Origin of the sequence: Kitasatospora sp. NPDC048239 (assembly GCF_043202015.1) — a bacterium.
GTDB lineage: Bacteria > Actinomycetota > Actinomycetes > Streptomycetales > Streptomycetaceae > Kitasatospora.
This window is the reverse complement of record NZ_JBICZP010000004.1, coordinates 411,144-436,012: the sequence shown is the minus strand read 5'-3', so window position 1 is coordinate 436,012 and position 24,869 is coordinate 411,144. Positions and strand designations below refer to the sequence as shown.

The following is a 24,869-nucleotide window of genomic DNA, read 5'->3' as shown; positions in this document are numbered from 1 at the left end:
CGGGAGGGCCGGGGGCGTGCCGACGGGGGGTGGGGCCGACGATCCGGCCCCGCCCCCCGTCGGCCTGTGCTCAGTACCCGGTGGCCTCGTCCAGGCCGTAACCGCGCAGGGGCACCAGGAAGCTGCGCTCGAAGACCACCACCACCTCGCCGGTCGACTTCGTCCCGGTGGTGCGGCAGCTGACGATGCCCTGCCCCTCGCGGGACTTGGAGAGCCGCTTGGCGAGCGTCTCGGTCTGCGCGTACAGGGTGTCGCCGGTGAACACCGGGTGGGTCATCCGGATGTTCTCCCACCCCAGGTTGGCGATGGTCCGCCCGCTGGTGGAGCGGGCGGTCATCCCGCCGACGATGCTGAGCGTCACCAGGCTGGAGACGATCGGCCGGCCCCACGGGGTGTGCTCGCTGTACGCGGCGTCGATGTGCAGCGGGGCGTCGTTCATGCTCAGCATGCTCATCAGCACGTTGTCCAGCTCGGTGACGGTCCGGCCCGGGCGGTGCTCGATGACGTCGCCGACGGTGAACTCCTCGTAGTAGCGGCCGACCACCTCGCGGTAGCGCCGCTCGCCGATCCGCCGATAGCCGGCGGGCCCGAGGCCGTCCGTGCCGAGGCCGTCCGGGCTGTGGCCGTCCGGGCCGTGGCCGTCCGGGCCGTGATCGTTCGGGTTCTGATCGTTCGGGTTGTGGTCGTTCGGGCTGTGGTCGGTGGTGTCGTCCGGTGTGCCGTCCGTACTGCCGTGCATGCCGTGCTTCTCCCGAAGTGTCAGAGGTCGGAGGTGAGTTCCTTGACGTGCCCGGCGAACTCGGTGATCAGCCGCTCGTCCATGTCGGCGCGCATCATCAGCCGCAGCCCGGCCTCGCCCTTGGGGACGATCGGGAAGAACACCGCCGAGCTGTAGAAGCCGCGCTCGAAGAGCTGGGCGGAGAGCTTGACGGCGCGCTCGGCGTCGCCCACGTCCACCCGGCGCACCGGCAGTCCGTTGCCCGCGAAGGTGGTCGGCAGCAGCTCGTCGAAGAGGTCGATATTGCGGTTCAACCTGGCCTGAAGCTCGCCGAGTTCACCGGAGCGGTGGACGTCGGCGCTGCCCAGCGAGGCGCCGACCAGCGGCAGGGCGACGTTCTGCGACCAGCCGACCGGTCCGGCGTGGCGGTGCAGGAACTCGAACTGCTCGCGGTTGCCGAGCATCGCGATGCCGCCACCCGTCCCGAAGCCCTTGCCCAGGCTGGCCACGATCACGGTCAGCGGGTTCATCTCCAGCCGGGAGCGGACGAAGCCCTCGCCGCGCTCGCCCATGATGGACAGCGAGTGGGAGTCATCGATGTAGAGGAACAGGCCGTAGCGGTCCTGGAGTTCGAGCAGGCCGTCGAGCGCGGCCGCGCCGCCCATCGAGTACGCGCCGTCCGCCACGTAGGCGACCCGCGGGTACTTGCGGCAGATGTCCTCCAGGTAGTTCAGGTCGTTGTGCGGACAGTTGAGCACCAGCGACTCGTCCGCGCAGATCGGCTTCACATAGGCCATGCAGAAGTGGCAGAAGCGGTCGAAGACCATCACCCGGGGGCCGCCGCCGGGGCCGTCGCAGGTGCCGTCGAGGTGGCCGGAGGCGATCAGCGGCAGGATCCCGGCGGTGAGCGCGGTGCAGGAGGCGCCCGGCAGGATGTGGGCGCCGAACAGCTCGCCGAGCTCCTCCTCCAGCCGCACCAGCAGGTTGTGCCGGATCCGGGTGGTGGAGGTGACCAGCCAGGTGCTCTTGGACTCGGTGAGCGCGTCCACCGCGCCGGTCGCGATCTTCGGGTGGTTGTTCAGTCCGAGGTAGGCGCAGGAGACCATGTTGGCGAACTCGTGGCCGGTCTCCCGGACGATCAGCCGGTTGTTGGACTCCGAGTCGACCTTGATACCGATCAGCCCGTTCGCACCGGCCGCCTGCCACACCGGGTCGGCGGTGGCGAGCATGGCCTCGGCGTTGCGGTACCGGCGCGGGCCCTGGATGGACTCTTCGGTCATCGTCACTTCTCTTTCCTGGTGGCTGCGGGCGGGTTGGGCGCTGCGGGCCCGGCGGTTCCGGCGGCCCCGGTGGTCCGGTCGGTGCGGTCGGTCCGGTCGGGCGGAGCCGACGGGCCCGGCAGGGCCGGTGGGCCGGACAGGTCGAACTGCTCGATCAGGCGCTGGGAGGCCTCGAAGAAGGGCATGCCGACCATCACGCCGTCCACGACGGTGACCGAGCGGCCGTTCTCGCGGCCCGCCTCGACCACCCGCCGGGCCCGCTCCAGCAGTTGCTCGTCCGGGCTGAACGCCTCGTTGATCAGCCGGAGTTGCCGGGGGTGTACGGCGATCTTGCCGCTGAAGCCGAAGTCCCGGGCGAGCGCGGCCTCGCGGCGCAGCCCGTCCAGGTCGGTCACCTCGAAGAACGGCGCGTCCATCGCCTCCACCCCGGCGGCGCGGGCGCTGTTGACCACCCGGCCGCGGGCATGCGCGAGCGCCTCCCAGGAGAGCCGGGCGCCGACCGCGAAGGCGTAGTCGGCCGAGCCGAAGACCAGCCCGCGCAGGCGGTGGCCGGCCGCGGCGATGGCGGGCGCGTGCTCGATGCCGAGCGGGGTCTCCACGACGGCGAGGAACTCCGTCTCCGGGCAGTCCGCGCCGAGCGCGCCGGCCGCGATCTCGATGTCCCGGGGGGACTCCGCCATCGGGATCAGGACGACGTCCGGCTTGACCCGGTAGCGGGTGAGCGCGATCAGGTCGCGCAGACCCTCGGGCCCGGACAGCGTGTTGATGCGCACCGCGCTGCGGGCCAGCTTGGTGGACGGCAGGGCGAAGAACTCCTCGGCGAGTCGGCGGGCCTCCTCCTTGTGGGTGGGCGGGACCGAGTCCTCCAGGTCGACCATGGCGATATCGGCCCCGGACTGGTGGCTCTTGGCGTACCGCTCCACCGCCATCGCGGGTGTGGACAGCAGGGAACGGCAGTACCGCGTGAACTTCATGGAAATCTCCGAAGTCAGCGAAGTCTGCGGGTCCCGGTTCTATCCCACCGGCATTGTTCGGCGCCGAGTGGCTGGACATTGAACATCAACTCGGAACAACCGACCCGCAGGTCCCATTGTTTGACGCCAACTGGCCTGTGCATGATGAATCTCGGGGGATGGACACACGGCTTCACACCAACGTCATGTCATCGGGACTCGTGTCATCGAGCACCACTTCAACGGAGAAGGGGGCTGTTGTGCCGCGTCGAGAGAGTCCACTGGACCAGGGGGACGGGCCGCTGCTGCGATTCGCGGGCGATCTGCGGGCGCTCAGGGAACGGGCGGGCACCCCGCCGTACCGCCAACTCGCGGTACGGGCACACTGTTCCGCCGCCAGTCTGTCGGTGGCCGCGGGCGGGCGGCGGCTGCCGAGCCTCGCCGTCACGCTCGCCTATGTACAGGCATGCGGCGGCGACGTACGGGAGTGGCAGCACCGCTGGCAGCTGCTCGCCGCCGAACTCGCCGCCGACACCGCCGCCCGGCGGCGGGCCCAGGACGCCGGACGCGCCCCCTACCCCGGCGCGGTGGCCTTCGAGGCGGCCGACGCGGAGCGGTTCTTCGGACGGGAGGCGCTGCTGGACCGGCTGGTGGCGCTGCTCTCCGAACGGCGGCTGGTGGTGCTCGTCGGGCCGTCCGGGGTCGGGAAGTCCTCACTGGTCAGAGCCGGTCTGCTGGCCAGGCTGGACGGCGGCGCGGCCGGCGGGCCGCGCGAGGGACCGTCCGTCGGGTCGGCCGTCGGACCGTCCGCCGGGTCGGCCGTCGGCTGGGATCGGGGCACCGGCGGCGGGGCGCGCGGCGGGCGGGCGACCGGGGGCGCCGTACCCGTCGCTCTGCTGACCCCCGGGGAACGGCCCATGGAGGCCTACGCGTTGGCGTTGGCCCGGCTCGGGCAGCGAGCCGGGGAGGCACGACGCGGGGTCGACCCGGTGCTGGTGGTGGACCAGGCGGAGGAGCTGCGCACCCGGTGCCGGGACGCGGCCGAGCGGGACCGGTTCCTGGACGCGCTGGTGGCGAGCGCCGCGGACCCGGGCGCAGGCGGTGCGGCCCAGGGGCCCGTCCGCTGCCGGGTGGTGCTGGTGGTGCGTTCCGACCAGGGCGCCGCACTGCTGGCCGAGCACCCGGCGCTGGCCGCGGCCTGCCGGGACGCGGTGCTGGCGGTCGGGCGCCCGGCGCCGGACGAACTGCGCCGGGCGATCACCGAACCCGCGCTGCGCTCGGGCTGCACCGTCGAGGGCGCGCTGCTCGCGGTCCTGATCTCCGCCGCCGCACAGCAGCCGGGTGCGTTACCCCTGTTGTCCTCCGCCCTGTTGGAGACCTGGCGGCGGCGCAGCGGAAACGCGCTGACCCTGGCCGGATTCCAGGCCACCGGCGGGTTCGAGGGGGCGCTGGCCCGGACGGCCGAGGCGCTGTACGGCGGGCTGGGCGCGGAGGACCGCGAGCAGGCCAGGGCGGTGTTCCTGCGGCTCAGCGGTGAGGCGGCTCCCGGCGGCGGTGAGGGTGCGCGCAAGCCGGTCGGGCGGGCCGAGTTCGACGACCCGGGGGTACCGGCGGTACTGGAACGGATGGTCCGGGCGCGGCTGGTGGTACTGGACCGGGGCACCGTCGAGCTGGCGCACCACGTACTGCCGCAGGCCTGGCCGCGGTTGCGGGACTGGCTGGCCGAGGGGCGGGAGGTGCTCGGCGACCAGCGGCGGCTCACCGAGGCCGCCCGGATCTGGAACGCCGCCGACCGGGACCCGGAACTGCTCTTCCGCGGGGCCCGGTTGGAGCAGCTGCGGCGAGGGGTGGCGGCGGGCGAGCTGACCCCGGCCGGGGTGGAGCGGGCCTTCCTGGCGGCGGCCGTGCGGACGGCCGCCGCGGACCGGCGCCGGTCCCGGCGGCAGAGCCTGGCGGTGGCCGGGCTCGCGGCGGCCGGCGGGGCGCTGCTCACGCTGGCCGGCGGGAGCCGGATGCGGCGGGCCTGGCGGCATTGATCAGTGCCGGGGCGGCGGGAGTTGAACAATCCCGCGGTTAATCGCCGGGTAATCCGGCCGGGCCGGGATTGTCGATCACCTGCTTGCGCGGCCGTCGGCGGGCCGGGTAGCTTGGCGATCGATCCCGGCCCGTGCAGCTTGCGAATTGGCCTGCCTGGCCAGGGATTTCCCGCCAGTCCCGGTCGGCCGGTGCCGACCGGACGGTTTCCCCGAGGCAATTCCGCCGCCGGGGCGGTCCGTTCGGTATCCGCCTGGGCGCGGCTGTGCGCGCTGCCGCCCTTCCTACTCCTCCCGTCGGTCCTCCGGCCCTGATGTTCCTGCTGTTCGTGCTGTGCGCGTCGCTGCGTCGTTCGCAGCCGTCCCTGCTGTTCCCCGCCGTACTCGCCGTGCCGCCGTACTCGCTGAACCGCCGTCCTTGGTGTTCACGCCGTCCTTGTTGTTCACGCTGTCCTCGCCATATTCCGAATCCGCGTCAAGGGGGAGTCATGTCCAATTCGGCCCGTCCGGTGCACAGCTGGGACGAGTTCACCACACTGCGCGAGGTCGTGGTCGGCACCGCTGCGGGTGCCCGGCTGCCAGAGCAGTCCGACCCGTCGTCCTGGCTGTCCTGCTTCCCGAAGACCAGTGCCGCCGACCTCGCCACGATCCCCACCGGCGCCTACCCGCAGCAGGTGATCGAGGAGACCGAGGAGGACCTGGACGCGCTGGTCGCCACCCTGCGCGGCCTGGGCGTCACCGTCCGCCAGCCCGAAGTGATCGACCACTCGGCGGAGTTCGCGGCGCCGCGCTGGCGGGCCGAAGGCGGCTTCCACAGCTACTGCCCGCGTGACCTCACCCTGGTGGTCGGCGAGACGGTGATCGAGGTGGCGAGTCCGATGCGGGCCCGCTACTTCGAGGTGTTCGGCCTGCGCGACCTGTTCCAGGAGTACCTGGAGGGCGGGGCCAACTGGCTGTCCGCGCCCCGGCCGCGACTGGACGACGAGCTCTTCGAGTTCGACGCGGACGGCCTGCCGCTGCTCGGCGAGGCGGAGCCCGTCTTCGACGCCGCCAACGTGCTGCGGCTCGGCCGGGACGTCTTCTACCAGGTCTCCCGCAGCGGCAACGAACTCGGCCTGCGCTGGCTGGAGTCGACCCTCGGACTGCTCGGGGACCTGCGGCTGCACCCGCTGCGCGGCATCTACGGCTACACCCACATCGACAGCACCATCGCCCTGCTGCGGCCGGGCCTGGTCCTGCTCAACCCCGAGCGGATCAGCCCCGAGACGGTGCCCGAGCCGCTGCGCGACTGGGACATCCTCTGGTGCCCGCCGGCCGAGCCTTCGGCCGACTCGCCGGAGAACGCGCTGAGCGAGAGCTGGATCAGCATGAACCTGCTGATGGTCAGCCCCGACACCGCGATCGTGGAGTCCGGTCAGCACAGCCTGATCAAGCAGTTGGAGCACGCGGGCATCACCGTCGTTCCGCAGCGCCTGCGCCACTCGCGGGTGCTGGGCGGCGGCTTCCACTGCGTCACGCTGGACATCCGGCGGGACGGCGGGCTGGAGGACTACCTGGCGTGAGGACGGCGGCGGGGCGGTCGGAGCCGGTCGACCGGGGCCGGCCGCCCAGCGCCTGTCCTCCCCGCGCCTGTCCTTCCCGCACCGGTCGGCGGGCGCCGGCCCTCCCGCGGTGATCGACACGCGGGTGGGGGCTGGCATGCTTGACGGGTGACCTCTCCGTTCGACGCCCCCGTTCCCACCCCGTCCGCCGACGACCGCGACGGCCGGCCGCAGTACGTACTGCCGCTGCTCGTGCGGCTGGAGCGGGCCACCCCGCCCGGGCGCACCGACGCGCTGGAGACCTCGGCGCGGGCGGTGCTCACCCTGCTGGCGGACCCCCGGGTCGCCGGGCCGGACGGCGAGTGGGCCGAGCGGGTCGAGGCCTGGGAGGACGCCCGGATCCGCAAGGTGGTCCGGCGGGCCCGGGGCGGCGAATGGCGGCGGGCCGGCGAGCTCCCCGGGATCACGGTGGCGGGTCGGGAGGCGGAGGTGCGGGTCTTCCCGCCGGTCCCGCTGGACGGCTGGCCCAAGGAGCTGGCCAAGCTCCAGGTGTCGGGGACGGACCTGGAGGAGGCCGGCCCGCTCGACGACCCGGCGCCCGGTGTGCCGGTGCTCTGGCTCAACCCGGAGCTGGAGATGAGCGCCGGCAAGACGATGGCCCAGACCGGTCACGCCGCCCAGCTCGCCTGGTGGCGGCTGGACGAGGCCCAGCGCAAGGAGTGGGCCGAGTCCGGCTTCGCGCTGGCCGTCCGGACCGCCTCGCCCGGGGTCTGGGCGGAGCTGGTGACGAGCGGCCTCCCGGTGGTCCAGGACGCTGGGTTCACCGAGATCGCGCCGGGGCCGACTGTCGCCCTCGAAGGCGGCACGCGCTACTGCCCGGTCGGGCGCCTTCGGCGCCCGTGAACGCACCACGCTGACCCCGACCCGGCAACCGCCGCCCGGACCCGCGCGGCGAGGGCTCCCGTGCGGATGTCGTCACCCGGAGAGCCCGGAGAGCCCGGAGAGCCCGGAGAACCTGGAAGCCCGGAGAACCACGACCGGGAGTCAGGCCGCGACGAGCTCCTGCTTGCGGTCCGGCGTCGTGGCCTTGGGCTTCCTGTTCGGCAGCGAGAGCCGGAAGACCTTGCGCCACGCGGAGAACACCTGCTGGGGCAGCGGCCCGCTGACGTACTCCAGCTCGTACTTTTCGAACAGCGCCCGCACCTTCACCGCGACCTCGGCGTACCGGTTGCTCGGCAGGTCCGGGAACAGGTGGTGCTCGATCTGGTGCGACAGGTTGCCGGTCATGAAGTGCATGGCCCTGCTGCCGCTGATGTTCGCCGAGCCCATCATCTGGCGCAGGTACCACTGGCCGCGCGTCTCACCCTCGGCCGACCCGCGCTCGAAGACCTGCACGCCCTCGGGGAAGTGCCCGCACATGATCACCGAGTGGGTCCAGACGTTGCGGACCATGTTCGCGGTGAACGTGGCGGCGAGCGTGGTGAGGAACGACGGGCCCGACAGCAGCGGGTGGATCACGTAGTCCTTGAGCACCTGCTTGCGGATCTTGCGGCCCACCGCCCTGGCCCGCGCGCGGAACTCCGGGTCCCTGCGGCGGCGCTTGTGCAGGTTCTTGCCGAGCTCCAGGTCGTACGCCGCGATGCCGTACTCGAAGAAGCAGGCGTTGACGAGGTTCCACAGCGGCTGGCCGAGGTGGATCGGGTGCCACTTCTGGTCCTCGTCGACGCGCATGATGCCGTAGCCGAGGTCGTTGTCCTTGCCGATCACGTTGGTGTACGTGTGGTGCAGCTCGTTGTGCGAGTGCTTCCACTGCTCGGACGGCGAGACGTGGTCCCACTCCCAGGTGGTGGAGTGGATCTTCGGGTCCCGCATCCAGTCCCACTGGCCGTGCAGGACGTTGTGGCCGATCTCCATGTTGTCCATGATCTTCGCCACGGACAGGCCGGCGGTGCCGAGCAGCCACGCGGGCGGGAAGATCGAGAACAGCAGCACGCCCCTGCTGGCCAGCTCGAGCTTGCGCTGCGCCGCGATGACCCTGCGGATGTAGGCGGCGTCCTTCTCGCCACGGCTGGCGATCACCTCGTCGCGGATCGCGTCCAGCTCGCGGCCGAGCTCCTCGATCTGCTCCGCGGTCAGGTGGGCGGTGGGGTCGATGGCGGTCAAGGTGCCTCTACCGTTCGATGTCGCAGGGGCCCGCCGCGGCGGACACGCAGGTTTGGATGAGGACGCCCGGCTCGGCCTCGGTGATCTCGCCGGTGCGCAGGTCGCGGACGGCGCCCGCCTTGAGCGGCGTGACGCAGCCGAAGCAGATGCCCATGCGGCACCCGGAGGGCATGAGCACGCCGGCCTCCTCGCCGATGTCCAGCAACGGCGTGGCGCCGTCCGCGTCGACGGTCTTGCCGGTGGTGCTGAACGTGACCTCGCCGCCGTCGCCGGCGACCACGATGCGGGGGCGGAAGCGTTCGGTGTGCAGGCGCTCTGGGACACCGTGCTCGGCCCAGTGCTCCTCTGCGGAGTCGAGCAGGCCCGCGGGCCCGCAGGCCCAGGTCTCGCGCTCGGCCCAGTCGGGCACGAGTTCGCCGAGACGGGCGATGTCGAGCATGCCGTCCGTACTGGTGTGCACCTCGGTGAGGCGCAGCTTCCCGTCCGCGACCAGGTCGTGCAGTTCGGTGCGGAAGATCACGTCCTGCGGCCGGGGTGCGCAGTGGACCATGACGGCGTCGTCGAACCCGGTGTCGCGCAGCATGCCCATCACGGGCGTGATGCCACTGCCGGCCGTCAGGTAGAGCACCTTGGCGGGCTTGGCCTGCGGCAGCACGAAGTCACCGGTCGGCTGGTCGAGCTGGATCAGCGTGCCCGGTGCCGCCCTGCGGACCAGGTGGTTGCTGACCTTGCCGTCCGGGATCGCCTTCACGGTGATCGTGATGCGGCCGTCCCGGCGGTTGGTCGGTGAGGTGACGGAGTAGGCACGCCACAGGCGCCTCCCGTCGACGTCGACCCCGATCCGCACGTACTGGCCGGCCGTGTGGCCGCGCCAGCCCCGTCCCGGCCTGATCACGATGGTCGCGGCGTCACCCGTCTCGGGGTGCACGGCCTCGATGCGCCCACGCAGGTCGGCGCCCGCACGCAGCGGGCTGACCAGGTCGAGGTAGTCCGACGGCAGCAGCGGCGTCGTGACCATCTCCAGCAGCTTCCATGCCCTGCTGCGGAGGGCTGCACTCGTCATGACTCCAGCTTGCTGCGCCTCAGGGCGTAAAGTCCTGACCGTAGGACGTAAATCTGGTCGGCTGAATTGTTCGCAGGGAACAAGAACGTGAGCCATGCAACCCGGAGGGCCAGCGAGCTGGTCCTGGATGAGACGACGGTCACCGCGCTTCGGGCCGCGCTGACGGCCACCGCGGACGAGGTCGTCGAGGCGATCATCGACGAGGTCCCTCCCTATGCCAACGCCCTTTCGGGCCGCATGGGCGGCACCATCCGCCGAGCCGTCCGCACCGCGCTGGGGCACTACCTGGACCTCGCGAGCGGGAACGCCACGGGTGGCGACGCCGGTGGCGCGGCCTACGAGCTGGGCCGCGGCGAGGTGCGCGACGGCCGTTCGATGGACGCCCTGCTCAGCGCCTACCGCGTCGGCGCCCGCGTGGCCTGGCGATGCCTGGCAGCGGGTGCCGTACCCGCAGGTCTGCCCGCCGCCGAGGTCGCCAAGTTCGCCGAGCTGACCTTCGCCTACATCGACGAGCTCTCCGCCGCGAGCGCCGCGGGCCATGCCGACGAACTGGCCGCCCGGGGCAGGGCCCACGAGCGCCACCTGGAGCACCTGGCCCGCGACCTCCTCGCCGGCGCGAGCCCGGACGTGTTGCTGGCCTCTGCTCAACGGGCCGGGTGGCAGCCCCCGGTTTCGCTGACCGCCGTCCTGCTGCCCGCCGCCCAGGCCCGGCCCGCCTACCGCGCGCTCGACCCGAGCACCCTCGTCCTCGACGATCTGCCGGACGCCACCGGTGTGCTGCTCGTCCCCGATGCCGAACGATCACACCTCCTGCGGCAGCTGACCGACCTCACCGCCGTGGTCGGCCCGGCACGGCCATGGACTCGTGCGTCCGCCTCGTACGCACGAGCCGTACGCGCGCGCTCCCTCTCCGCTGATATCCGCGACACCGAGGACCACCTGCCCGAGCTGGTACTGAGCGCCGACGTGGACGCGTTCGCAGACCTGCGTGCCCGAGCCCTCGCACCGTTGCGGACCTTGCCGGTCACGACCGCGCGGCGGCTGGAGGAGACCTTGCGGGCGTGGCTGCTGCACCAGGGCAGGCGGGACGAGGTGGCGGCGGCGTTGTTCGTCCACCCTCAGACGGTCCGGTACCGGATGTCGCAGTTGCGGGAGCTGTTCCCGGATCTCGCATCGCCACACCGGGTCCTCGAACTGACCCTGGCGGTGGGTCTTCGGACCAGCCCGCGCTACGGGGGTGACGCGCGGGCGGCAGGTTCAAGGTGACAGGCGGCAGCTGACGAATGACGGATGACGGGTGGCGGTCGACGGATGACAGATTTCAGAATCTGTCATCCGTCGACTGTCATTCCATGATCGGCCCCCGGCCCCCGGCCCCCGGCCCCCGGCCCCCGGCCCCCGGCCCCCGGCCCCCGGCGCGCCGCGCGCCCCGCGTCAGGCGTCCCGGCGGCGCAGGGTGCGCAGGCCGGCATAGGCGGCGGCGGCCGCCCAGAGGGCCATGATCAGCAGTCCGGTCCAGTGCCCGTACGCGATCTCCGGGTTGTCGGCGTAGCGCAGCGCGTACTGGCCGGCCTGGTCGGGGAGGAACTGCACCGCGTACCGGACCCCGGGGACGCCGCTGAGCAGCGGGGAGAGCAGGAAGACGGTCGGCACCAGCAGGCCCATCGCCGCGGTGAGGTTGCGCAGCACGGCGGTCAGGCCGAAGCAGAGCACCACCATCAGCACCGGGTAGAGCACCCCGGCGGCGGCGCTGCGGACGGCGGCGGGGCCGTCCCAGTCGCCGGGGACGAAGGCGGCGTACCCGGCGAAGGAGCCGGCCGTCCCGGCCAGGCCGGCCGCGAGGGCGACGAGCGCCCCGAGGGCGAGCTTCCCGGCGTAGAGGCGTCCGCGCAGGGGCACGGCGGCGAGCGAGACGCCGATCATGCCGCTGTTGAACTCCTGCCCGATCAGCAGGATGCCGAAGCAGACCAGCGCGGCCTGGCCGAAGTTGAGCCCGTAGTGGATCCCGACCCCCGGGTCGCGGAGGAGGCTGTCGTCCTCGCCGCCGACCGCCGCGCCGACGGCCGTGCCGAAGCCGACCGTGAGCAGCACCGCGATCAGCGGGGGCAGCCAGAGCGAGCGGAGCGTGGTGAACTTGATCCGCTCGGAGCGCAGGACCTGTCCGAGGGGAGCGGCCTGGGTGCTCATGCCGCCACCGCCCGGTACTCGACGCTGTCTGCGGTCATCCGCATGAAGGCCTCCTCCAGTGAGTCCTGCTGGACGGCGATCTCGTACAGCACCACGCCGTTCGCGGCCGCGAGCGCGGCGATCCGCTCGGGTTCGGCGCCGCTCACCTCCCAGGCGCCGCCGTCCACCTGCTCGGCCGTCACCGTCGCCGTCCCGGCGCCGACGCCGCCGAGGTCGCCGCCGAGCAGGACGGCCAGTTTCGCCGGATCCACCGCGCGGACCCGGATCCGGGTGCGGCCGTGGCGGTCGATGAAGTCCGAGGTGGCGGCGTCGGACAGCAGTCGGCCCCGGCCGATCACCACCAGGTGGTCGGCGGTGAGCGCCATCTCCGTCATCAGGTGCGAGGAGACCAGCACCGACCGGCCCTCGGCGGCCAGTTCGCGCAGCAGCGTGCGGATCCAGCGGATGCCCTCCGGGTCGAGACCGTTGACCGGCTCGTCCAGCATCAGCGTCTGCGGGTCGCCGAGCAGCGCGGCGGCCACGCCGAGGCGTTGGCGCATGCCGAGGGAGAACCCGCGGATCCGGCGGCCCGCCGCCTCGGTCAGGCCGACCTGGGCGAGCACCTCGTCCACCCGGCGCTCCGGCAGCCCGTCGGAGGCGGCCAGCCAGCGCAGGTGTCCACGGGCGGTGCGGCCGCCGTGCACGGCGTGGGCGTCGAGCAGTGCGCCCACCGCCCGCAGCGGGTGGTCCAGTTCGGCGTACGGGCGGCCGTCGACCAGGGCACGCCCGGCGGTCGGCCGGTCCAGGCCGAGGATCATCCGCATGGTGGTGCTCTTGCCCGCGCCGTTCGGCCCGAGGAAGCCCGTCACCACGCCCGGCCGGACCACGAAGTCGAGCCCGTCGACCACTCTCGTCCCGTCGTACTCCTTGGTGAGGCCCTGAACCTCGATCATCGCCGCGCTCCCTCTCTCGGTGTGCCCCCATTCGACCGGACCGGGGGGCCTCGGCGGATCCCGCCGGGGAGTGGACCGGCCTCCCTCCCGGGAGGGAGGCCGGGCACGGCGGTGACCTGGCAGGATGGCGCAATGCCCAGGATTCTCGCGCCGTTCCTCAGTGCCGCCGTGTACGCGCGGTGGCTGCACCTGTGGGTCGGGTGCGTCTTCGTCGGCGTGATCCTGATGATCTATCCGGGGACGTACGGGTGGAGCCCGGCCGAGGTCCTGGTGCGGGCCGCTCCGCTGGACGCCGCGCTGCTCGGGCTCGCCGCGTTGGTACCCGCGATGCGCCGGGCCGAGGGCGTGCAGGCGCGGTTGCTGCTGGTGCCCGAGCAGGAGCAGGACATCGCCGTCGAACCCGCCCGCGGCTGGGCCGACCGGCGGCGCACGGCGGCCTGGTTGGTCGGCCGGGTGGCCCTCGGGTCGCTGGTCGGGATGTTCACCGTGCTGACGGTGACCGCCTGCGGCGAGCTGCTGACCAGGTCGGAGCCGTGCCTCTACGGTCTCCGACTCCCCGCCCAGGGCGAGGTGTTGTGGTACCCGCTGGCGGTTCCGGTGCTGCTGTTCGGCTACGGCTGGCTGGCGGTGTGGGCCGGTCGCCTCCAACTCGCCATGGCCGTGCGGCTGCTGGGGCCGTCCCCGGCCGAGCGCCTGGCCGCCGCCGAGCTGCGGGCCGAACGCCTGCTGGAGCGCAACCGGTTGGCCCGGGAGCTGCACGACTCCATCGGCCACGCGCTGACGGTGACGGTCCTTCAGGCGGGTGCGGCCCGCGCGGTCGGCGACCAGGCTTTCGTCGCCAAGGCGCTCGAAGTGATCGAGGAGACCGGCCGCCAGGCCATGGACGACCTGGAGCGCACCCTCGTCCTGCTCCGCGAGGCCCCGGACGGCGTGGCCACCGAGCACCCCGGGATCGAGCAGCTGCCCGGCCTCTTCGACACCGCGCGCTCGGCCGGCAGCCCGGTCGAGGCATGGATCGACGTGCCCTCGGGGAAGCTGCCCGGAGTGCTCTCCCGGGAGTCCTACCGGATCGTGCAGGAGGGCGTCACCAACGCCCTCAAGTACGCGCCCGGTGAGCCGATCACCGTCCGGGTCGCCGTGCGGGACGGCCGGTTGGAGCTGCGCTGCGCCAACGCCCTGGCGGCGCAGGCCCGCGGCACGGCGGCGCGCGGCACGGCGGCGCGCGGCACGGTGGCCCGCGGTGGGTCGGGCCGGGGCGGCAAGGGGCTGCGCGGCATCCGGGAGCGGGCCGTCCTGCTCGGCGGGGAGGCCTCGGCGGGGGCCGAGTCCGGCGAGTGGGTCCTGGCGGTGCGGATGCCCCTACGCTTGGGCGCGTGATGATCGACATTCTGCTGGCGGACGACGAAGAGCTGGTCAGGGCGGGTCTTCGGGCCGTGCTGCAGGCACAGGGGGACCTTCGGGTGGTCGGCGAGGCCGCCGACGGGGCCGAGGCGGTGGCGATGGCCCGGACGCTGCGTCCGCACGTGGTGCTGATGGACGTGCGGATGCCGCGGATGGACGGCCTGGCGGCGACCAGGGCGCTCGTGGCACAGCGCCCGGGCGTGAGCGCGGGCGAGTCCGGCAGCGGTCTCGGGAGCACGGACGACCGCGCGGACGCGGAACAGCCGCCGAAGATCCTGGTCGTCACCACCTTCGAGAACGACGACTACGTCTACCAGGCCCTGCGGGCCGGCGCCGACGGCTTCCTGTTGAAGCGCTCCCGGCCGGCCGAGATCGCGCACGCGGTCCGGCTGGTGGCGGCGGGTGAGTCGCTGCTCTTCCCCACCGCGATCCGCCGCCTCGCCGCCGGCCAGGGCAACCGGGCCGCCCGGGAGGGAATGGCCCGCGCCGCCCTCACCGACCGCGAGTCCGAGGTCCTGCGCCTGGTCGCCCGCGGCCTGACCAACGGTGAGATCGCCGAGCAGCTCCACCTCGGCGTGCAGACCGTGAAGACCCATGTCAGCAGCGTGTTGGCGAAGCTCGGGGCGCGCGACCGCACCCAGGCCGTGATCGCCGCCTACGAGTCCGGCTTCGTGGAGCCCTCGGAGTAGGACCGTAGCCGCGGCAGTGCGCCGCGACCTACCCGGCGGGCTCAGGCCGGGTAGGCGCGGGTCTGGGCGGCCTTGACGGCGGCCCAGACCGAGCTGCCGGGCGCCAGGTCGAGCTCGGCGGCCGCCGCCGGCGTCAGGTCGGCGGCCATCGGCAGGACGCCGACCAGATCGGCGCGGACCTGGTCGCCGTGCAGGTCCAGGCCCGCGACCTTCAACTCCCAGACGTTGCGCGCGCTGGACTCCGGCCGCTCCCGGTGCAGCGTGACGGCCGACGGCGGGAAGGCGACGAAGGCGGGGCCGGACAGCTGCTCGGCGGCGGTCATCGTGACGTCGCCCGGCAGCGTGACCAGGTGCCCGTCGGCGGTGCCCTGGTAGAGGTTGAGGCCGACCAGCCGGGCGATGTAGTCGGTGCGCGGGTGCCGGGAGATCTCGGCCGGGCTGCCGGACTGCACCTCGCGGCCGCCCTCGATCACCACCAGCCGGTCGGCCAGCACCATGGCGTCCAGCGGGTCGTGTGTCACCAGCACCGCGACCGCCTCGAAATCGGCGAGGTGGCGCCGCAGTTGGGAGCGGATGTCGAGCCGGGTGCGGGCGTCCAGGGCGGCCAGCGGCTCGTCCAGCAGGAGCAGCCGGGGCCGGACGGCGAGCGCGCGGGCCAGCGCCACCCGCTGCGCCTGGCCGCCGGAGAGGCTGCGCGGGCGGGTGTCGGCGTGCTCGGTGAGGCCCATCCGCTCCAGCCAGCCGGCCGCCTCGGCGCGGGCCTCGCGCTTGGGCCGGCCCTGGCAGCGCGGCCCGAAGGCGACGTTGTCGAGGGCGCTGAGGTGCGGGAAGAGCAGGTAGTCCTGGAACACCACGCCGACCGGGCGCTCCTCGGCGGGTGTGTGCAGGCGCTGGGCCGGATCCTCCAGGACGCGGCCGTCCAGGCGCAGATGGCCGTCGGTGAGCGGCAGCAGCCCGGCGAGGGCGCGCAGCGCGGTCGACTTGCCGGCGCCGTTCGGACCGAGCAGGGCGATCACCTCGCCGGGGGCGGCGGTGAGCGCCAGGTCGAGGCTGAAGGCGGCCCGGTCCACGCGTAGCCGGGCGTCGAGCGCAGGGGTCGCATCAGTCATGGCGGGGGCGTCCAGGGGGAGTTCGGCGGGGCGCGGGGTCGAACCGGTCGACCGGGCCGACCGGTTCGACCCCGCGCTCCGCGGGCGGCGGTGTGCTCACGGGGTGGACATCCAGCGCTCGCGCAGACCGGCCAGCACGGCGATGGAGACCACCAGCAGGACCAGCGACAGCGCGATGGCCGCCTCCGGATCCGACTCCATGGCGAGGTAGACGGCGAGCGGCATGGTCTGCGTCCGACCGGGGAAGTTGCCCGCGAAGGTGATCGTCGCGCCGAACTCGCCGAGCGCCCGCGCCCAGGCCAGCACGGCGCCGGCGCCGATGCCCGGGGCGATCAGCGGCAGGGTCACCCGGCGGAACGCCGTCAGCCGGGAGGCGCCCAGGGTGGCGGCGGCCTCCTCGTACCGCGGGTCGGCGGCCCGCAGCGCGCCCTCGACGCTGATCACCAGGAACGGCATCGCCACGAAGGCCTCGGCGATCACCACGCCGGTGGTGGTGAACGGCAGGGTGATGCCGAAGGCCGAGTCCAGCCACTGCCCGACGATGCCGCGCCGCCCGAGGACCAGCAGCAGCGCCACCCCGCCCACCACCGGCGGCAGCACCAGCGGCAGGGTGACCAGCGCCCGGACGAGGCGCCGCCCCGGCAGCTCGGTGCGGGCGAGCAGCCAGGCCAGCGGCACCCCGAGCACCAGCGACACCCCCGTGGCCGCCGTTGCGCAGATCAGTGAGAGCCGCAGCGCGTCCCACACCTCGGTGCTGGTGAGCTGCTCGGACAGGGTGCTCCAGGGCGCCCGGATCAGCAGTCCGACCAGCGGCAGGGTCAGGAACGCGAGCCCCAGCAGCGCCGGGAGCAGCAGTGCGACCGGGACGCGGCGGGCGCGCCGCCGGTGCGGCAGGCTCTTCTGCGGGGCTGCTGCACCGGCGGCGGTGCGGGTGGTGCGAGGGCTCACGGCGCCTGGAAGCCGGCCGCCGTGAGCGCCTGCCGCGCCTCGGGCGACTGGACGTACGCGACGAAGGCGGCGGCGCCGTCCTTGTTGGGGGCCTTGGCCAGCGCGGCGATCGGGTAGTCGTTCACGGCCTTGTCGGCCTCGGGGAAGTTCACGCCGTCGATCTTCGCAGCATCCGACTTCACATCGGTCTGGTAGACCAGCGAGGCGTCGACCTCGCCCAGTTCGACCTTGGTCAGCGCGCCCTTGACGTCCTGCTCCAGGGTGACGGGCGTGAGGTTGACGCCGGCCGCCTTGAGCGCGGTCTGTGCGGCGGCGCCGCACGGCACCTCCTTGGCGCACAGCGCGACCTTCACGCCGGCGGCGGTGAGGTCGTTGAGCGAGGCGACGTGCTTGGGGTTGCCCTTGGGCACCGCGATGGTGAGCGTGTTCCTGACGAAGGTCTTCGGCTCGCCGCTCGCGCCGCCCGCGTCGGTGACGGTCTTCATGGTGGCCGGGCTGGCGGCGGCGAAGACGTCGGCGGGGGCGCCGGAGTTGATGCTGCTGGCGAGCGCCGAGCTGCCGCCGAAGTTGAACTTGACGCTGGTGCCGGGGTTCGCGGCCTCGAACTTCTTGCCGAGGTCGGTGAAGCTCTCCTTGAGCGAGGCGGCGGCGAAGACGGTGATCGTGCCGGACGCCTTCGGGCTCGCGGCGGAGGGGCTGCCGGAGGCGGACGCCGCCGAGGAGCCGCTCGCGGAGGACTTGCCGTCGCCGTCGCTGCCGCAGGCGGTGACCCCGAGGCTGAGGGCGAGGGCCGCTGCGGCGGCGACGGCGAGTCTGCGGGTGCCGGTCGTGCTGAGGGTCATTGGTGCTTCCCTTCCTGGGCGCGCCGGAAGGGGCGCGGGCGGTGCGTGCTGGTGTGGTGCTAGCAGGTGCGGTCCTTATGGTGATCATAGTGCCGCAAATACAAGGGAAAAATCCCCTGTGGCATTGCACAGCGGGCGCTCGCCAGCCCGGTCTGCCCGGCTGTGGGAAGCCTCAAACCCGGTCCGGCCCGGCAGGGGCCGACAGGGCGTCCCCCCGCGGCGGGCGGGGGCCGGTGCGAGCCGCCCCCGCAGGCCGGGGTGGCCGAAAACCCCTCGCGTCCGGGCGTCCCGGGGCGAAAGAGTGGCCGCTGTTCGTCCATGCCGCAGGCCGACCGGCCGCGCCCACGGGGGGAGTACACCCATGTCCACACTGCGCGTCACCGCCGAGCGGTTGACCATCCTGGCCCACCCGAACGCGGACGCCCTCGAACTCGCCCAGGTCGGCCTCTACCGGGCGGTGGTGGCCAAGGGCGTGTACCGGACCGGCGACCACGCCGTCTACATCCCCGAGCAGGCGGTGCTGCCCGCCGCGCTGATCGAGGAGCTGGGCCTGACCGGCCGGCTCGCCGGCAGCGGGTCGGACCGGGTCAGGGCGGTCCGGCTGCGCGGCGAGCTGTCGCAGGGCATCGTCTGCCGACCGGGTGCGCTGGCCGGCGCCGACCTGGCGTCGGCGGCCGAACGCGGCGAGGACTTCGCCGAGCTGCTGGGCGTCACCAAATGGCAGCCGCCGATCCCGACCTCGATGAGCGGAGACGTGGAGCGCGCGCCGGACCTGCTGCCCTGGGTGGACATCGAGAACCTCAAGCGCTTCCCGGACGTCTTCGAGCCGGGCGAGCCCGTGGTGCTGACCGAGAAGCTGCACGGCAGCTGCTGCCTGGTCACCTATCACGCCGCGACCGGCGAGGTGCAGGTGTCGTCCAAGGGCATCGGAGCCCAGGGGCTGGCGCTGGTCGAGGACGCGCGCAACCTGTACTGGCGGGCGGTCCGGGCGCACGGCATACCGGCGGTCGCCGCGCGACTGGCGCAGCGGCTGGGCGCCGAGCGGGTCGGCATCTTCGGCGAGGTGTTCGGCACCGGGGTGCAGGACCTCACCTACGGCGAGGCCGGCCGCAGCGAACTGCCCGGCTACGCCGTCTTCGACGTGTCGGCGGTGGTCGACGGGCAGCTGCGCTGGCTGCCGGCCGCCGAACTGCTGGACGGCGAGCTGCCGTTGGTGCCCGAGCTGTGGCGCGGACCGTTCGACACGGACACCGTGCTGGCGCTGGCGCAGGGGCGGGAGACCGTCTCCGGGCGGGAACTGCACGTACGGGAGGGCGTGGTGATCCGTCCGCTGAGCGAGCGCTACAGCCCGGTGGTGGGCGGCCGGGCGATCGCCAAGGTGGTCGGCGACGCCTACCTGACCCGCAAGGGCGGCACCGAGTACGAGTGATCCGGAGGGTGCCGGGCGGGTGGGCGCTGCGCGCCCGCCAGGGCCCCCGGGACCGGTGTCCGGTGGCGGCATACGACGGCCCCATTCGAACACAGCGCTCGTGCCTTGCGGGCAGCTTTTCACATCTTCGCGTGGCCGATTCCGGCCCCTCGATAGCGTCCCACGCACCCCAGACCGGAAGCGCACGTGCGGCAGGCATATGACGGGTGATCGACCGAGGTAGACCGGTCACCCGCCACGCGCCGCCCCGCCGGAGTCCGCCCGGTCGGGGGTGCCCGGGCGCATCGTGAACCGCCCCCGGGCCCGACCGGTCGACCGGAGGTCCGATGGGCACGATGAACCACTTCAGTCTCGGCTGGCTGACGCCGGGGCTGTCGTACGCGATGGCGTGCGTCGGAGCCGCGCTGGGCCTGCGCTGCACCCTGCGCGGACTCTCCGCCACCGGTGCCACCCGCCGCAACTGGCTGCTCACCGCGGCCGCCGCGATCGGCTCCGGCATCTGGACCATGCACTTCGTGGCGATGTTCGGCTTCACCGTCGACGGCACCGAACTGCGCTACAACGTGCCGCTGACCGTGCTCAGCCTGGTGGTGGCGGTACTGGTGACCGGGCTCGGGGTGTTCGCCGTCGGATACGGGCGGCACCGGGGCCCGGCCCTGCTGGCCGGCGGCCTCACCACCGGCCTCGGCGTCGCCGCGATGCACTACCTCGGCATGGCCGCCGTCCGGCTGCACGGCGGACTGCGCTACGACCCGGCCGCGGTCGCGCTCTCCGTGCTGGTCGCGGTCGGCGCCGCCACCGCCGCGCTCTGGGCCGCCGTCACCATCCGCAACGTGTACGCGGCCGGGGCCGCCTCGCTGGTCATGGGCCTCGCCGTCAGCTGTATGCACTACACCGGCATGGCCGCCGTCCACGTCCGGCTGGAGCCTGCCAGGACCGGGCTCGGCGGCGCGGCCCCGATGGAGTTTGTCTTCCCGCTCGCCGTCGGGCTCGGCTCCTTCCTCTTCCTCACCTCCGCATTCGTCGCGCTCTCCCCGACCGCCCAGGAACGGGCCGCCTACCAGGAGGCCGGCGAGCTGGCGATCGAGGAGCTCGCGGCGGCCGCGGACCAGGGCGGCGCCGGGCGCCGGGACCCCCACCTGCACGGCCGCGCGGCCTGACCGCGCCGCGCCTTCCCCGGGCTGCGCCGACCTTCCGCACCCGTCTCACGCACCCGTCTCAACCACCCGTCTCACACACCCGTCTCACACACCCGTCTTCCGCACCGACCTTCCGCACCGACCTTCCGCCGGAAAGGCTCCTCACCCATGCGCGAAAGCCGCGGTACCGCGCCCGGTCCCCGCCGGGGTGCCCACGCCGGGCCGCCTGCCAGGCCCGCTCGTGACACCGCCCGCCGCAGCGCGCGCGGACTGCGTCCCCGCACCGTCCGCGCCCGCGTCGTGGCACTGCTGATGGTCCCGGTCGTCTCGGTGCTGGCGCTCTGGGCCTTCGCCACCGTCACCACCGCGCAGGACGTCTGGGACCTGCTGCGGCTGCGCGAGGCGCACACCACCGTGCTCACCCCGATCGGCGACACCGTCGCCGGGCTGCAGGCCGAACGCGCCGCCGCCGGGCAGCTGTTGGCCGCACCGGGCGCAGCCCGGGACAGCGCCCTGCGCGAGGCCGCCGCCGCCACCGACCGGGCACTCGCCCCGCTGCTCCTCGGCCCGCAGCCGGTCGACCGGGCCGCCGACGACCGGGCCGCCGCCGAGCGGGGGCCCGGCGCGGCGCGGATCGCCCAGGGCGCGGGTGGCGGGCCGGGCTACAACCGGGCCGACGCCGAGGGGCTCGGCCCGGACGCCGCCGCGCGACTGGACGCACTCGGCACCGCCGTCGCCGCGCTGCCCGGGCTGCGCGCCCGGATCCTGGCCCGCTCGGTCGGCTGGCCCGAGGCGTACGGCGCGTACGGCACGGCCGTCGACCGGGCGCTGGCGGTGGCCGGCGCACTGACCCCGCTCCAGGACCACCGGGTCGCCTCCGACGCCCGGGTGCTGCTGGAGTTCGCCCGCTCGCGTGAACTGCTCGCCCGGGAGGACGCGTTGCTGCGCGCTGCCCAGCTGTCCGGCGGCCTCGGCGAGGACCAGCTGCGGGAGTTCGCCGGCACCGTCTTCGCCCGCCGCCAGTTCGAGCAGGGGTCGGCCGCCGACCTGCGCCCGCAGGACCGGTCCGCGCTGCTCGCCGTCACCGCCGGCCCGGACCACCGGGACCTCGCCGGCTACGAGGACCGGGTCCGCACCGCCCCCGACGGCCGGTCGGCCGTCGCCGCCGTCGCAGCGGACCGCTGGGCGGTGGCCGCCGGGAACGTCGCCCGTGACCTGCGGGCGGTCGAGGACGAGGCCGGACGCGCCGCCGCCGGTCGCGAAGACCCGTACGCGCTCGGCATGTTCACCCCCGCGGGGTTCGCCGTGCTGCTCGGCCTGGTGGCCGTGCTCGCCTCGCTGGTGATCTCGGTGCGGATCGGGCGCGGACTGGTCACCGAGCTGATCGGCCTGCGCAATTCGGCACTTGAGCTGGCCGGGCGCAAACTCCCCGCCACCATGCGGCGGTTGCGATCCGGCGAGGAGGTCGACATCGAGGTCGAGGCCCCGCTCCCGGCACACGGGAGCGACGAGATCGGCCAGGTGCGCGGCGCGCTGGGCACCGTTCAGCGGGCGGCCGTCACCGCGGCCGTCGAACGCGCCGAGGTTCTCTCCGGGGTCTCCGGCGTCTTCGTCAACCTGGCCCGCCGCAGCCAGGTCCTGGTCCACCGACAACTCACCCTGCTGGACACGATGGAACGCCGCACCGAGGACCCGTCCGAGCTGGCCGACCTGTTCCGGCTGGACCACCTCACCACCCGGATGCGCCGCCACGCGGAGGGACTGATCATCCTCTCCGGCGCGGCCCCCGGACGGGCCTGGCGCAGGCCCGTCCCGCTGCTGGACGTGGTTCGCGCCGCCGTCTCCGAGGTCGAGGAGTACGCCCGGGTCGAGGTGCACCGGCTGCCGCCCGCGGCCGTCACCGGGCAGGCCGTCGCGGACCTCACCCACCTGGTCGCCGAGCTGGTCGAGAACGCCACCGGATTCTCGCCGCCGCACACCCGGGTGCACATCCGCGGCGAACTGGTCGGCAACGGCTACGCGGTGGAGATCGAGGACCGCGGTCTTGGCCTGGGCGGCGAGGCGCTGGCCGACGCCAACCGGCGGATCGCCGCCGCCGGGCAGGCCGACCTCCTCGACAGCGACCGGCTCGGCCTCTTCGTGGTCAGCCGGCTGGCCCGGCGGCACGGAGTCAAGGTGTCGCTGCAGACCTCCGCGTACGGCGGGACGACCGCCGTGGTGCTGCTGCCCACCGCCCTGCTGGCCGAGGACCGCCCGGGCGGGCGGCAGTCGGATCGGAGCAGCCCGGTCGACTGGCGGGAACCAGCGGACGCGGTACCGGAGTTGGACATCGATCCGCCGCCCGCCGACCTCCCGCAGGCCGAGCGGCCGGCCCGGACGGTGCTGCCCCGGACGCCGCCGCCCCGGTTCGCACCGGAGGGGCCGGTGCAGCCGGTCGAGGAGCCGCCCGCGGTGGACGGCCCGCCGCCGCAGGGCGGGGCGCTGCTGCCGTTCGGCGCGCGAGGCGGCGACCCCGGGGTGCTGCGCCCCACCCCGTTCCGGGGCTCCGGGGCCCGGACGGACGGCCCGGCGGCGGACGAGCTGCCCCGCCGGATCCGCCAGGCCAGCCTGGTACCGCAGTTGCGCGAGGCGCCGCCCGCCCCGGCCGTCGGCACCCGCCGCACCGCCTCGGCGCCCGGCCGCCACCCGGAGGCGGCCCGCGCCGCGATGTCCGCCTACCAGGAGGGCTGGGCGCGCGGCAAGCGCCCGGCCGCGCCCGAGTCGAACCACCAACCCCAAGGCCCCGAAGGAGAGCGCCGATGATCGGCACCACCCACCGTGCGGGAGAGCTCAACTGGCTGCTCGACGAACTCGTTTCGCGGGTCGTCGAGGTCAGGTTCGCCGTGCTGCTCTCCGCCGACGGCCTGGCGATGGGCACCTCGGCCGGCCTGGACCGGGAGGACGGCGAGCACCTGGCGGCCGTCGCCTCGGGCTTCCACAGCCTGGCCAAGGGAGCCGGACGGCACTTCGACGCGGGCGAGGTCCGCCAGACCATGGTCGAGCTGGAGCGCGGCTTCCTCTGCGTGGCCGCCGCCGGCGAGGGCACCTGCCTGGCGGTGTTCTCCACCGCCGACGCCGACCTCGGCCTGATCGCCTACGAGATGGCCCGCCTGGTGCGCCGGGTCGGCGAACACCTCCGGTCCGCGCCGCGCAGACCGTCGGACGGGTGAGCCCGATGCCGGAGCAGCGCCCGTACCCGTACCGCCACACCGACCCGCCGCCCCCTCCTCCCCGCCAGGCCCCGCCGCAGTCGCGCAATCCGCTCGCCGCCGCCCACCGCTCGCGCTGGTACGACGACGAGGCCGGCCCGCTGGTCCGCCCGTACGCCATGACCAGGGGCCGGACCCGCCCCGCCGGGCGGGAGTTCGACCTGATCGCGCTGGTGGTCGCCGACGTCCCGGACGGCCCGGACGCCCCCGACCTGTCGGTCGGCCCCGAGCAGGGCCGGATCCTCGGCCGCTGCCGCGGCGGCGCCCTCTCGGTGGCCGAGCTCGCCGCCGACCTCGACCTGCCGCTCGGCGTGGTCCGGGTACTGCTCGGCGATCTGCTGGCGGCCGGGTACATCCGGGTCAGCCGACCCGTCCCGCCCGCCCTGCTCCCCGACGAGCGCATCCTCCAGGAGGTCGTCCATGGACTCCGCGCACTCTGACCGCACCCGCACCCGCACCCGCGGCGCGGCGCCCGGCGCCGCCGACCCCGCCGTCCTCGCGCTCAAGATCCTGGTGGCGGGCGGTTTCGGCGTCGGCAAGACCACCCTGGTCGGCTCGGTCAGCGAGATCCGCCCGCTGCGCACGGAGGAACTGCTCACCGAGGCCGGGCGGGGCGTGGACGACACCGGAGGGGTGGAGCGGAAGTCCACCACCACGGTCGCGATGGACTTCGGGCGGATCACCATCCGCGAGGGCCTGGCGGTCTATCTCTTCGGTACGCCGGGGCAGGACCGGTTCTGGTTCCTGTGGGACGAGTTGGCGCAGGGCGCGCTCGGCGCCGTGGTGCTCGCCGACACCCGCCGGCTGACCGACTGCTTCCCCGCCGTCGACTTCTTCGAGCACCGGGGCATCCCGTTCGTGGTGGCCGTCAACCACTTCGCCGGCACCCGGGACTTCCGGCCGGAGGAGGTGGCCCGCGCACTGGACCTGGAGGCCGGCACGCCGGTCGTGGTGTGCGACGCCCGCCGCCGGGCCTCGGGCAAGCAGGTGCTGATCAACCTGGTCGAGCACGCCGGCCGGGTCCACGCCGCCCGTCTGCTGGCCGACGCGGCCCCGGCGGGCTGAACACGGGCGCACCGGACACCCCGGCGCACCGGACACCCTCAACGCCCCGGTGGGCGCGGGCGCATGGACGAAGGGGTGCCGCCGATCGGCGGCACCCCTTCGGTGTTGTGCGGTGGGTGTTGTGCGGTG

22 protein-coding genes are annotated in these 24,869 nt (G+C 73.8%); 12 read left to right on the top strand and 10 right to left on the bottom strand.

Annotated features, from left to right (window positions below; genetic code table 11):
• Positions 1 to 70 precede the first annotated feature (70 nt).
• The 3 genes from ACGFZP_RS13575 to ACGFZP_RS13565 form a co-directional block, all read right to left on the bottom strand.
• Positions 71 to 568, bottom strand: a complete 498-nt coding sequence (locus ACGFZP_RS13575) for a MaoC family dehydratase (protein WP_392932247.1) — start codon at positions 566 to 568, stop codon at positions 71 to 73.
• 191 nt (positions 569 to 759) lie between these two features.
• Positions 760 to 1,998 carry an aminotransferase class I/II-fold pyridoxal phosphate-dependent enzyme gene (locus ACGFZP_RS13570; RefSeq protein ID WP_392932245.1) on the bottom strand — a complete coding sequence of 413 codons (1,239 nt, stop codon included), beginning with the start codon at positions 1,996 to 1,998 and terminating at the stop codon, positions 760 to 762.
• A 2-nt stretch (positions 1,999 to 2,000) separates the two neighbouring features.
• Positions 2,001 to 2,972, bottom strand: a complete 972-nt coding sequence (locus tag ACGFZP_RS13565; RefSeq protein WP_392931783.1) for an HpcH/HpaI aldolase/citrate lyase family protein — start codon at positions 2,970 to 2,972, stop codon at positions 2,001 to 2,003.
• A 239-nt stretch (positions 2,973 to 3,211) separates the two neighbouring features.
• On the opposite strand from ACGFZP_RS13565, the gene ACGFZP_RS13560 reads away from it, so the two are divergent.
• The 3 genes from ACGFZP_RS13560 to ACGFZP_RS13550 all read left to right on the top strand — a co-directional run bounded on the left by ACGFZP_RS13560 (position 3,212) and on the right by ACGFZP_RS13550 (position 7,428).
• Positions 3,212 to 4,987 (top strand): hypothetical protein, encoded by a 1,776-nt coding sequence (locus ACGFZP_RS13560; RefSeq protein WP_392931781.1) that lies wholly within the window; start codon positions 3,212 to 3,214, stop codon positions 4,985 to 4,987.
• Between the two features lie 485 nt (positions 4,988 to 5,472).
• Complete coding sequence (locus ACGFZP_RS13555; protein ID WP_392931779.1) at positions 5,473 to 6,546, top strand: inosamine-phosphate amidinotransferase 1; 1,074 nt, start codon at positions 5,473 to 5,475, stop codon at positions 6,544 to 6,546.
• A 147-nt stretch (positions 6,547 to 6,693) separates the two neighbouring features.
• Complete coding sequence (locus ACGFZP_RS13550; RefSeq protein WP_392931777.1) at positions 6,694 to 7,428, top strand: peptidyl-tRNA hydrolase; 735 nt, start codon at positions 6,694 to 6,696, stop codon at positions 7,426 to 7,428.
• Between the two features lie 141 nt (positions 7,429 to 7,569).
• On the opposite strand, the gene ACGFZP_RS13545 is transcribed toward ACGFZP_RS13550, so the two are convergent.
• Together ACGFZP_RS13545 and ACGFZP_RS13540 are read right to left on the bottom strand one after the other, a co-directional pair.
• Positions 7,570 to 8,688, bottom strand: coding sequence for a fatty acid desaturase family protein (locus tag ACGFZP_RS13545; protein ID WP_392931776.1), 1,119 nt, complete (start codon positions 8,686 to 8,688; stop codon positions 7,570 to 7,572).
• 7 nt (positions 8,689 to 8,695) lie between these two features.
• A complete protein-coding gene (locus tag ACGFZP_RS13540; RefSeq protein WP_392931774.1) occupies positions 8,696 to 9,751 on the bottom strand; it encodes a ferredoxin reductase in 1,056 nt (351 codons plus the stop codon).
• An 87-nt stretch (positions 9,752 to 9,838) separates the two neighbouring features.
• On the opposite strand from ACGFZP_RS13540, the gene ACGFZP_RS13535 reads away from it, so the two are divergent.
• A complete protein-coding gene (locus ACGFZP_RS13535) occupies positions 9,839 to 11,017 on the top strand; it encodes a PucR family transcriptional regulator (protein ID WP_392931772.1) in 1,179 nt (392 codons plus the stop codon).
• A 168-nt stretch (positions 11,018 to 11,185) separates the two neighbouring features.
• On the opposite strand, the gene ACGFZP_RS13530 is transcribed toward ACGFZP_RS13535, so the two are convergent.
• Positions 11,186 to 11,938, bottom strand: coding sequence for an ABC transporter permease (locus tag ACGFZP_RS13530; protein ID WP_392931770.1), 753 nt, complete (start codon positions 11,936 to 11,938; stop codon positions 11,186 to 11,188).
• On the bottom strand, positions 11,935 to 12,870 hold the full coding sequence (locus tag ACGFZP_RS13525; protein WP_392931768.1) for an ATP-binding cassette domain-containing protein: 936 nt from the start codon (positions 12,868 to 12,870) through the stop codon (positions 11,935 to 11,937). The genes ACGFZP_RS13530 and ACGFZP_RS13525 overlap by 4 nt, the downstream gene beginning before the upstream one ends.
• A gap of 132 nt (positions 12,871 to 13,002) precedes the next feature.
• On the opposite strand from ACGFZP_RS13525, the gene ACGFZP_RS13520 reads away from it, so the two are divergent.
• Positions 13,003 to 14,247, top strand: a complete 1,245-nt coding sequence (locus ACGFZP_RS13520) for a sensor histidine kinase (protein ID WP_392931766.1) — start codon at positions 13,003 to 13,005, stop codon at positions 14,245 to 14,247.
• Positions 14,247 to 14,960 carry a response regulator gene (locus ACGFZP_RS13515; RefSeq protein WP_392932243.1) on the top strand — a complete coding sequence of 238 codons (714 nt, stop codon included), beginning with the start codon at positions 14,247 to 14,249 and terminating at the stop codon, positions 14,958 to 14,960. Before ACGFZP_RS13520 ends, ACGFZP_RS13515 begins: the two co-directional genes overlap by 1 nt.
• A gap of 41 nt (positions 14,961 to 15,001) precedes the next feature.
• On the opposite strand, the gene ACGFZP_RS13510 is transcribed toward ACGFZP_RS13515, so the two are convergent.
• The 3 genes from ACGFZP_RS13510 to modA all read right to left on the bottom strand — a co-directional run bounded on the left by ACGFZP_RS13510 (position 15,002) and on the right by modA (position 17,859).
• Complete coding sequence (locus ACGFZP_RS13510; RefSeq protein WP_392931764.1) at positions 15,002 to 16,069, bottom strand: ABC transporter ATP-binding protein; 1,068 nt, start codon at positions 16,067 to 16,069, stop codon at positions 15,002 to 15,004.
• Between the two features lie 96 nt (positions 16,070 to 16,165).
• Complete coding sequence (locus tag ACGFZP_RS13505; protein ID WP_392931762.1) at positions 16,166 to 17,017, bottom strand: ABC transporter permease; 852 nt, start codon at positions 17,015 to 17,017, stop codon at positions 16,166 to 16,168.
• Entirely contained in the window at positions 17,014 to 17,859 is an 846-nt protein-coding gene (gene modA / locus ACGFZP_RS13500) for a molybdate ABC transporter substrate-binding protein (RefSeq protein ID WP_392931760.1), read from the bottom strand. Before modA ends, ACGFZP_RS13505 begins: the two co-directional genes overlap by 4 nt.
• 361 nt (positions 17,860 to 18,220) lie before the next feature.
• Between modA and ACGFZP_RS13495 the strand changes: the two genes are divergently transcribed.
• The 6 genes from ACGFZP_RS13495 (at position 18,221) to ACGFZP_RS13470 (ending at position 24,740) form a co-directional block, all read left to right on the top strand.
• Positions 18,221 to 19,288 (top strand): RNA ligase (ATP), encoded by a 1,068-nt coding sequence (locus tag ACGFZP_RS13495; RefSeq protein WP_392931758.1) that lies wholly within the window; start codon positions 18,221 to 18,223, stop codon positions 19,286 to 19,288.
• 326 nt (positions 19,289 to 19,614) lie between these two features.
• Positions 19,615 to 20,448, top strand: a complete 834-nt coding sequence (locus ACGFZP_RS13490) for an MHYT domain-containing protein (protein ID WP_392931756.1) — start codon at positions 19,615 to 19,617, stop codon at positions 20,446 to 20,448.
• A 279-nt stretch (positions 20,449 to 20,727) separates the two neighbouring features.
• Complete coding sequence (locus ACGFZP_RS13485) at positions 20,728 to 23,229, top strand: nitrate- and nitrite sensing domain-containing protein (RefSeq protein WP_392931754.1); 2,502 nt, start codon at positions 20,728 to 20,730, stop codon at positions 23,227 to 23,229.
• Complete coding sequence (locus ACGFZP_RS13480; protein WP_392931753.1) at positions 23,226 to 23,636, top strand: roadblock/LC7 domain-containing protein; 411 nt, start codon at positions 23,226 to 23,228, stop codon at positions 23,634 to 23,636. The genes ACGFZP_RS13485 and ACGFZP_RS13480 overlap by 4 nt, the downstream gene beginning before the upstream one ends.
• Before the next feature lie 5 nt (positions 23,637 to 23,641).
• Positions 23,642 to 24,115 (top strand): DUF742 domain-containing protein, encoded by a 474-nt coding sequence (locus ACGFZP_RS13475; protein ID WP_392932242.1) that lies wholly within the window; start codon positions 23,642 to 23,644, stop codon positions 24,113 to 24,115.
• Positions 24,096 to 24,740 (top strand): ATP/GTP-binding protein, encoded by a 645-nt coding sequence (locus ACGFZP_RS13470; RefSeq protein ID WP_392931751.1) that lies wholly within the window; start codon positions 24,096 to 24,098, stop codon positions 24,738 to 24,740. Before ACGFZP_RS13475 ends, ACGFZP_RS13470 begins: the two co-directional genes overlap by 20 nt.
• Positions 24,741 to 24,869 lie beyond the last annotated feature (129 nt).

Bases quoted from the DNA above. Each gene is read 5' to 3' on its own strand.
- ACGFZP_RS13495 (WP_392931758.1), top strand. From the start codon at position 18,221: ATGTCCACACTGCGCGTCACCGCCGAGCGGTTGACCATCCTGGCCCAC.
- ACGFZP_RS13565 (WP_392931783.1), bottom strand. From the start codon at position 2,972: ATGAAGTTCACGCGGTACTGCCGTTCCCTGCTGTCCACACCCGCGATG.
- ACGFZP_RS13475 (WP_392932242.1), top strand. From the start codon at position 23,642: ATGCCGGAGCAGCGCCCGTACCCGTACCGCCACACCGACCCGCCGCCC.
- ACGFZP_RS13555 (WP_392931779.1), top strand. From the start codon at position 5,473: ATGTCCAATTCGGCCCGTCCGGTGCACAGCTGGGACGAGTTCACCACA.
- ACGFZP_RS13470 (WP_392931751.1), top strand. From the start codon at position 24,096: ATGGACTCCGCGCACTCTGACCGCACCCGCACCCGCACCCGCGGCGCG.
- ACGFZP_RS13510 (WP_392931764.1), bottom strand. From the start codon at position 16,069: ATGACTGATGCGACCCCTGCGCTCGACGCCCGGCTACGCGTGGACCGG.
- ACGFZP_RS13570 (WP_392932245.1), bottom strand. From the start codon at position 1,998: ATGACCGAAGAGTCCATCCAGGGCCCGCGCCGGTACCGCAACGCCGAG.
- modA (WP_392931760.1), bottom strand. From the start codon at position 17,859: ATGACCCTCAGCACGACCGGCACCCGCAGACTCGCCGTCGCCGCCGCA.
- ACGFZP_RS13525 (WP_392931768.1), bottom strand. From the start codon at position 12,870: ATGATCGAGGTTCAGGGCCTCACCAAGGAGTACGACGGGACGAGAGTG.
- ACGFZP_RS13520 (WP_392931766.1), top strand. From the start codon at position 13,003: ATGCCCAGGATTCTCGCGCCGTTCCTCAGTGCCGCCGTGTACGCGCGG.
- ACGFZP_RS13540 (WP_392931774.1), bottom strand. From the start codon at position 9,751: ATGACGAGTGCAGCCCTCCGCAGCAGGGCATGGAAGCTGCTGGAGATG.
- ACGFZP_RS13530 (WP_392931770.1), bottom strand. From the start codon at position 11,938: ATGAGCACCCAGGCCGCTCCCCTCGGACAGGTCCTGCGCTCCGAGCGG.
- ACGFZP_RS13480 (WP_392931753.1), top strand. From the start codon at position 23,226: ATGATCGGCACCACCCACCGTGCGGGAGAGCTCAACTGGCTGCTCGAC.
- ACGFZP_RS13490 (WP_392931756.1), top strand. From the start codon at position 19,615: ATGGGCACGATGAACCACTTCAGTCTCGGCTGGCTGACGCCGGGGCTG.
- ACGFZP_RS13515 (WP_392932243.1), top strand. From the start codon at position 14,247: ATGATCGACATTCTGCTGGCGGACGACGAAGAGCTGGTCAGGGCGGGT.